The organism is Clostridia bacterium, from assembly GCA_012840125.1.
Taxonomy (GTDB): Bacteria; Bacillota; DULZ01; order DULZ01; family DULZ01; genus DULZ01.
In genome coordinates this window covers 1-7,612 of record DULZ01000054.1, presented here as the reverse complement: position 1 = coordinate 7,612, position 7,612 = coordinate 1, and the positions used below count along the sequence as shown (strand labels likewise).

The 7,612-nt window shown below is 49.4% G+C and carries 9 protein-coding genes; 3 read left to right on the top strand and 6 right to left on the bottom strand.

What is annotated here, in order from left to right; genetic code table 11:
• A partial coding sequence (locus tag GXX34_06840) for an ABC transporter (GenBank protein ID HHW07230.1) occupies positions 1–321 on the top strand: 321 nt, incomplete at its 5' end.
• 262 nt (positions 322–583) lie between these two features.
• Here GXX34_06840 and GXX34_06835 read toward each other — a convergent pair.
• Positions 584–979: a hypothetical protein gene (locus GXX34_06835; protein HHW07229.1), complete on the bottom strand. Its 396-nt coding sequence runs from the start codon at positions 977–979 to the stop codon at positions 584–586.
• Positions 980–997: 18 nt separating this feature from the next.
• The gene (locus GXX34_06830) at positions 998–1,327 is read right to left on the bottom strand and encodes a class I SAM-dependent methyltransferase (GenBank protein ID HHW07228.1); all 330 of its coding nucleotides are present in this window, start codon (positions 1,325–1,327) and stop codon (positions 998–1,000) included.
• Positions 1,328–1,718: 391 nt separating this feature from the next.
• Here GXX34_06830 and GXX34_06825 point away from each other — a divergent pair, with 391 nt between their 5' ends.
• Positions 1,719–2,228: a helix-turn-helix transcriptional regulator gene (locus tag GXX34_06825; protein ID HHW07227.1), complete on the top strand. Its 510-nt coding sequence runs from the start codon at positions 1,719–1,721 to the stop codon at positions 2,226–2,228.
• A gap of 850 nt (positions 2,229–3,078) precedes the next feature.
• The gene (locus GXX34_06820; GenBank protein ID HHW07226.1) at positions 3,079–3,894 is read left to right on the top strand and encodes an epoxyqueuosine reductase; all 816 of its coding nucleotides are present in this window, start codon (positions 3,079–3,081) and stop codon (positions 3,892–3,894) included.
• A 39-nt stretch (positions 3,895–3,933) separates the two neighbouring features.
• Here the strand turns inward: GXX34_06820 and GXX34_06815 are convergent, their stop codons facing one another.
• From GXX34_06815 to GXX34_06800, 4 genes are all read right to left on the bottom strand, one after another.
• Positions 3,934–4,413 (bottom strand): hypothetical protein, encoded by a 480-nt coding sequence (locus GXX34_06815; GenBank protein ID HHW07225.1) that lies wholly within the window; start codon positions 4,411–4,413, stop codon positions 3,934–3,936.
• Positions 4,414–4,433: 20 nt separating this feature from the next.
• Entirely contained in the window at positions 4,434–4,910 is a 477-nt protein-coding gene (locus GXX34_06810) for a hypothetical protein (protein ID HHW07224.1), read from the bottom strand.
• Positions 4,911–5,120: 210 nt separating this feature from the next.
• The gene (locus GXX34_06805) at positions 5,121–5,594 is read right to left on the bottom strand and encodes a hypothetical protein (GenBank protein ID HHW07223.1); all 474 of its coding nucleotides are present in this window, start codon (positions 5,592–5,594) and stop codon (positions 5,121–5,123) included.
• A 525-nt stretch (positions 5,595–6,119) separates the two neighbouring features.
• The gene (locus tag GXX34_06800) at positions 6,120–7,349 is read right to left on the bottom strand and encodes a class I SAM-dependent rRNA methyltransferase (GenBank protein ID HHW07222.1); all 1,230 of its coding nucleotides are present in this window, start codon (positions 7,347–7,349) and stop codon (positions 6,120–6,122) included.
• Positions 7,350–7,612 lie beyond the last annotated feature (263 nt).

Sequence of the window (7,612 nt, the reverse complement as noted above, 5' to 3'; positions counted from 1 at the left end):
CGAGAGTATGAACACACCCTGCTCTTTGTCTCTCATGACCGGCGCTTTATAAATTCAGTAGCTAATCAGATCATGACCATCGAAGATCACAAGCTTAAAACTTTCAAGGGTAGCTATGAAGAATATATGGCTAGTAGGACAAAAGTTAGAGATAGGGAAAAAGAGCAGATCGAGGAAGAAATCTTACTCTTAGAAACTCGTTTGACGGAGGTAATAAGTAAAATCTCTATGCCCTCCAAGAAGGATGATCCAGAGCTTTTAGAGATCGAATACCGGGAAATCTTAGGGCAAATTCGCTGCTTGAAGAATCTCCTTGAATAAGTTTACAGCTGGCTGAAGGAGGGGGACGATCATGGCGGGGGAGTGAATCTTGTTTTGTGTAAATGGCTTTGTCCCTTAATGCCTGCCTTGCTAGCTTGGGATTAGTTTGTCATAAATTGGTGATAATATACTTGGCTCTTACCTGTCAGGAGGATAGGGCCATGCTGGAGAGCAACCCGAGGGCCTGACAGGGTTCTGCCGAGGATAGGGGTGGCTTTACGCTGCCCCTTTAACTATTCTACGATGCAGCTCTTTCAAGCCATTAGGGTTTATAGCCTCCAAAGATCGCATGCCCGCCTTTCATCCAAAAAACGTCTATATTTACCAGTCCGGCTTCCTCAAGCCATTTTAGTTGGTCAAACAAAGTCGATGGTTTGTCTTCCTCATCCGGATTAGGATCTGCATACATATTCCAGTTCAGCTTCTTAAAATATTCATAAGCATCAGGCTTGCCCAGAAGCTCCATCGACTTTTTATATACAGCATCATCCCAATCTCTGGCGGCTATTTTCTTGCCTGCTTCACAGGCCGGCTTTACCACGTCGGCAATTATTAAAGCTCCCCCGCTTACAAGGTTTGAAGAAAGATCCCGGAACAGTTTTTTCTTTCCTTCATCGTCCAGGTGATGAATTGCCAAAGATGATACCACGGCATGCACTTTCCAGGGGAACTGCCTTCAATCGTCTTTGGCCAGGTCGAAACGTGTAAATACTGCCCTGTCAATATATTCGCCCAGGTTCGCTTTGGCCTTTTCCAGCATGGCCACGGATCCGTCGAACAAGTATAGCTGATGGTGGGGAAACCTTCCGAGGATTTCCTTGGCCAGCAGGCCGTCACCGCAGCATAGATCCACTATTTTGGTTGAGCAGGTGGTTTCGGGTAGGGCACTGCATATGATTTCATGTTGTCTTTCCCTGTCAGGAACAAAAAACAAACCATAATCTATGAAAGTCTTACTGTCGTTTTCATCCCAGCCGGATGGGGAAAAACCTATCCCGTTTTCCATGCTTCATACTCCTTTCGATTAATAAATGTTAATGTGGTCAAACCTTTATTCTCTCTCGCTTCTAAAACTAAAGGGCATTCATGCAACCGAAATGAACCAGTCATTTTGTCAAGCGGCAAACAAAACAAGTATCAAAATGCACCATAAGACATTCGCCTTATTTCACGCGCGCTGCCCAGTACTGTTAATTTACATCATGACCTATGAGGCTATCAATACTCTATTTTAGAATAGCCTGCAGACATCGATTCCACCAACTCAACCCATGGGGAGACGGTTGTTCTTCTGTCCCACAAAAGAGCATGGTGATTATCAATGGGATGTTAATTTGCGTTGCTTGTGGCAACGGCAGGTGAGGGACTAAAATGATGGAGAAAGGAGGTTTTCGCGAATGCTGAGTGAAAACATTAGAGCGCTCAGAAAAGCCAAAGGACTTACCCAGCAAGAACTTGCTATCAAGCTAAATGTGGCTCGACAAACCGTCTCCAAATGGGAAAAGGGCTTGTCAGTTCCCGATGCCGAAATGTTGATGTCCATCTCGGAAGTATTGGAAGTGCCTGTAAGCACTCTGCTGGGAGAGACTATTGACCCTCCACAGGTGGATGACTTAAAGGCGATATCGGAAAAGCTGGAGGTCATCAACGCGCAGCTTGCTCAAATCATGGTGGCAAGGCGTAATATGCTGCATTGGCTTTGTATCTCCCTCTGTGCCGTCATAATAGTCATTTTTGCGGTTTTGCTAGTAGCCGGCAGTCCTTACTTGAATTGGGATTATAGCGACCCCGAAACCGCAGTTCTTGGCGTGGGATTCCACATTTTTGAGTGGTTGTTCGTGAGAATTGCTCCGTTTGCCTTCATTGGGGCCATGGTGGGAGCTATTTTAACCCGGAAAAAAATATAACAAGCCCAGAGCCTTGAATACTACTAATTTTCGAGAATGGCCCCAAAACCCATTGACCTGTGACCGGGTACGGATGCTATCGCAAATAGCGATAGGCATCAAAACATCATCAACTCGATCCTCGTGGAGTGCTTAACGTACCGGCAAGGGTAGAGGAGTAGGATGGGAAAAGCCTGCCCGGCGGAAAGCGGCGGACATTCAACCCAGTGAAGGGAGTAAAGGCATGAAATACAGAAGGCTTTTATTCAATGCCCCGGATCCTTTTGACATATTTAATACGCAAGAGTTATTTGTTAAAGCCGTGAAGGAAAACTGCCAGTACCATTATGATCATTGTGCCGAGTACAGGAAAATATTGGATAGCATGAATTTCAAGCCGGATTCCATAAACAGTTATGATGATATTTCAAAGATTCCCTTTCTCCCTATTGCGGGGAAGCCCATGACGGGAGGATGCTTTGCGAAGATACACGCGCATAGTCAACATACAGTATTCGGAGGAAACCCTTTCGTCAACTAAAGCCCTGGGGAGTGTGTCGGGCAGGTGTCGTTGACCTTTCCACTAGCAAGGGTATCTTTCCCGGGTGGTTAAATGCAGTGGATAAAACGAGATTTACCGGTCTTTGAGTGGGATGTATTGATCCCTGCTGTAATGATAAAGATGCTATCCTTACTTATGTAAAAGAAATGGCTCTAAACCTGTCCGTTTTAGGAACCATCCCCACGGTGGCGGCAGAGTTATTGAACAAAGGTATAAATACAAATCCAGCTTACGCAAAGATATTATTGTTGGGGCGGATGTTATCAAAGCGATTAAATATTTAGCTTCGGGCCATGGAGGGATAGATCGGTGGATAAGCAATCCTTGATCAGAATGGCGCAGGACTTTGTTGAGGATTCAGAAGATAACTACATATCAAAGGAAATTGCCATTTCCGGGGATGTGGTGGGCATGAGGATTTTTGAAGCTCCCTTGGTGGCATTTGGGGCTACAGGGGATGAGTACTTTACAAAACTGAAACAGCCCGCCGCCATAGGGAAGCACTTCATGACCCCTAAGGAATGGCTGCCGCAAGCCAGGACGGTCATATCATTTTTCTTGCCATTCACCGCGGCCGTCAAGATGGGGAACAGGAAGGAAAAGTCATGGCCTGCTGCCGAATGGCTGCATGGGCGAATTGAGGGGCAGGCCTTCGTGAATAAACTGAGCCTGTATTTAAAAACTGCATTAATCGATGAAGGGTACGACAGTCTTGTACCGGCATTGGACCAGAGATTCTGGTCCAATGCGGGGGGTACTCAACATGAATCCGGATTTACAAGCAACTGGTCGGAAAGGCATGTGGCTTTCGTGTGCGGGCTGGGTACTTTCGGGCTTTCGAAAGGACTGATCACACCCAAAGGTGTCGCCGGGAGATTTGGCAGTATTATCACGGAACTGTATTTGCCGCCTGATTCAAGGGAGTACGAAAATATTTATGAATATTGTTCCATGTGCGGCAAGTGTGTCAAGAACTGCCCGGCCCGGGCCATTACCATGGAAAAGGGTAAGGACCATAAACCGTGCGCGGCCTTCTTAGAACAAACCCGCGCAAGATTCGCTCCCCGCTACGGCTGTGGTAAGTGCCAGGTAGGGGTGCCTTGTGAATCCCGCATTCCTAAATAGTGCCGGGCGACAAGGTTTGATCCGGACCAGCGGGTTCTCTTAATAGCCTCTTAAGAATGTCAGCATCGTCTGGCATGCTTCGGGATCCAGGTGAGTTTCCACCCATGTTTCCATGTCATAGCCGGCGACCCGTTTTTCGAAGTTAATGATGTCCTCGGTATCCTCGCCGGGAGGATGCTCGCAAACACAGGCCAAACCCGTCCATTCATATTCCTTTACTTCTTTATCGATGACAGGGTGGTATGTGGTTACCTGCCATGGCGAAGGCAGTTCGGGAAATAGTTCCGGCGGGTATTTCTCTCCGAATTTAATCATCATGTGAGTGGTTTTGCCAACACCTTTTTCGCTTTTGACCGTATAACAGCTGGACGATGCGATCTTGAAGCCTCTTTCTATCAGTAGTTTGACCAGGGTAGCAAGTTCCACCGCCGTTTCTATGGTTTTAGTCTGGCATTTATAGCAAGGTACCGGCCAGAGTTCAGTATATAGCTCGAAGCATTGCGGGCACATGATCACCATATCCAATCACCTCATCCATCTTATGGGCGCAAAAAAGTCAACACGGCTTTGCAGGCTTCCGGGTCGAGCCGGTCTTTGAGCCAAGTTTCCATGTTGCTTATGGTAAGCATGGTATCGAAGAAGACGTTGTCTTCGTCACACTCACCAGGGGGATGCACGCATTCACAGCTTAAGCCGGTCAAATTACTCTTGATTACTTCATGATCCTTGACCAGGTCAAATGCGTATACGGACCATTCGGGAGGCAGTTCCGGGAAGAGTTCCCGTGGATAGTGTTCTCCAAATTCAATGTTAATTTGTGTAATTTTCCCGCCGCTGTCTTCATCATTAACGGTACGGCAAAGGGCAGAAGTCACTTTTAATTCCCTTTCCAACAGTAACTGAACCAGGTATATGAGTTCAGGACTTATCCGTATGGGTTCCTCATTACATGCACAGCGCGGTTTAGTCCAGAACTGCATGTACAACTCGAAACACCTGGGACACATTGTCATCATGCGGCATCTCTCCTTTGTGAGTATGTGAAATGACGCACGCTTGGACCGGCTTTGCCAATGCCCAGCAGCCGCCTCCTGGCCTTGATGAGACCGTTTATGCATCATAATGGCACCCTGCCGGAACAGCATCGATCCAGTCTGCAAGCTGCCATTTGGGCTCGCGCGCTGCGAAGACCAACCGATATAACGGCCATTTTGTCATACTGGTGTTTATCCGCACCCCGATAACAGCAACAAAGCTTTGATGAGCTCGGGGTCCTTTCCTTTTAACCATGTTTCCAGGTTTGATATGGTCGCTTCCATGTCCAATTTAATGCTCTCATCGTCGCACTTGTTGGGCGGGTATTCACATTTGCCGGTAAGGATGGAGAATTCCAATACCTTGTTATCGCCTAGTTCACGTCTAAAGGCGATTAATTTCCAGTCCGGTGGCAATTGATAAAATATTGAATCAGGATATAATGAGTTAAACTCGATATAGATTCCTGTATGTTTTCCATTACCGTGCCGGTTCTCAAAGGTAACGTGGTGGGCCCCGTATACTTCAAAGCCGAGCTTTATGAGCCTTTTAACCGCGCGCACCAGTTCGTCACTGACGTCGAGGAGTCTGAGCCCGCAATCACATCGAGGCTTGGACCACGCATATTTGTAACGCCTTAAACAACCCGGACATAAACCTGCCATGTGCATCATTCCTCCTAGCTGCCGGTATGCATGCCTTGAGTGATAGGCCCAGCTCTTCGCTAAAAAACCTGCCCCACGTTATGGGCCCTATGGTCTAATGATGCCAGAGGCCCAGCAAGCGCCTTTGAGGGTCTGCGGGCAGGATTTGTTCACTTAATAACTAAATTCTACCCCTTGCCATCTTCTCCCGTCAACGGCTTTTGGAAGTGTTTTCAAGCGCCCCAACCAAAAGACAAGGCCGGGGGTAGACGACCGGTACACATGCCCGGTTGCGGCCAGGCCCGGCCTGGTTTTTGAAGGATTTTGATTTCTTGGTCCGTTTAGGTGGTGCCTGGGGACGAACTCCGTCTGGAAAAGCATAGATTTGCGGAGGCAAAAAATAAAGGCATCCCCCCGGAAGTGGCAGGGCGCACTACCGGCAAAGGCCCTGTCCTGTTTGGGATGCCCGGTGCACTAAGCTGTCAGGCGGGAAGATGAGGGGCGGCGGCCTGTTCTGCCGGCATTGCGAGGACGGCGGAACACCGGTTATACCACCTGGAAAATGTAGAACTTAAGGTAGTCCGTCTCCGGCACATTCCAGAGGATAGGGTGGTCCGGGGACTGCTGGCGGGCTTCAACCTGCCTTAAAGATACGGCGGCATCCCTTGCCGCGCCGGCTAGTACTTGACGGAACAGCTCATTGGTCATGAAATGGCTGCAGCTGCAGGTGGCCAGGTACCCGCCCCGGGGCAGCAGCTTCATGGCCTTCAGGTTAATTTCTTTATACCCCTTGGCTGCGGCCTGCACCGTCTGGCGGGACTTGGTAAAGGCCGGCGGGTCCAGGATGATGAGGTCATAGTTCCGGCATTTCTGTTCTGCCAGCCTGGTTAACAGTTCAAACACGTCCTCGCACAGGAAATCCATTTTGCCGTCCAAACCGTTGCGGGCGGCATTGGCCTTGGCCATGTCGACGGCGGATTGGGAGACATCCACACAGGTTACATGCTCCGCCCCGCCTAAAGCGGCGTTAAGGCCGAAGGAGCCTGTATGGGTGAAGCAGTCCAGTACTCGCTTGCCTTTGGCAATCCTGGCCACCGCGGCCCGGTTATATTTCTGGTCAAGAAAAAACCCGGTTTTCTGCCCGTTTTCCACATCCACCAGGTATCGCACGCCGTTTTCGCAGATCTCCGTCACGGCCGATGCCGGTACCGGCATGTCAGCAAGCAGGTACCAACCCTTATATTCTGCCAGTCCTTCTTTGGCGCGCAAGGCTATGTCATTGCGCTCGTAAATGCCGGTGACAGTCTCGCCCATGGCGGTAAGAACATCCCAAAGGGCGCGATAGATGGTATCCTTAATTAGTTCCATGCCCAGGCAAGTGACCTGCACCGATAGGAGGCTGCTGTAGCGGTCCACGGTCAGCCCCGGCATCTGGTCAGCCTCACCGTGAATCAGGCGACAGCAGGTAAAGTCCGCACCGGGCATGACCGTTTGGCGGTAGCGAACTGCATACTCCACCCGGCGGCGCCAGAAGCGAGCGTCAAAGACGTCGTTGGCGTTGCGGGAAATCAGGCGCACGGTGATCTTGCTGGCGCTGTTGTAAAAGCCGGTACCCATATAGGCGTTGCCGGCCAACACATCCACCAGCCCGCCGTCCTGGAGCTCGCCGTCGGTGGCAAGAATCTCTTCCCCGTATATCCAGGGATGCCCGTTCTTGACGCTGCGTTCTGCCTTGCGGGATATCTTCACTTTGGGATACGGCCGTTGTTGTTTCATCTATGTCACCTTTCGCCCCATGTTCTTTTATGGGCCGATCTTAGCACATTTCGGTTCCGCCTTCAACTTGGGGGGCTCGATCGCTTCTATGCCTCCGGCCTTTGGCTTGGTGATGATAACCGCCTGAGTATGAGGAGGTTTTTTGTGCCTAATTCAGCAGGGTGTTTTGTAGAAACATTCTGTCGAAACATGTATAATTGAGTCAAACAAGACAAGCACGAGGTGTGGGCTGCCGATGGATACTGAGGTGTTCTTATGAAGAT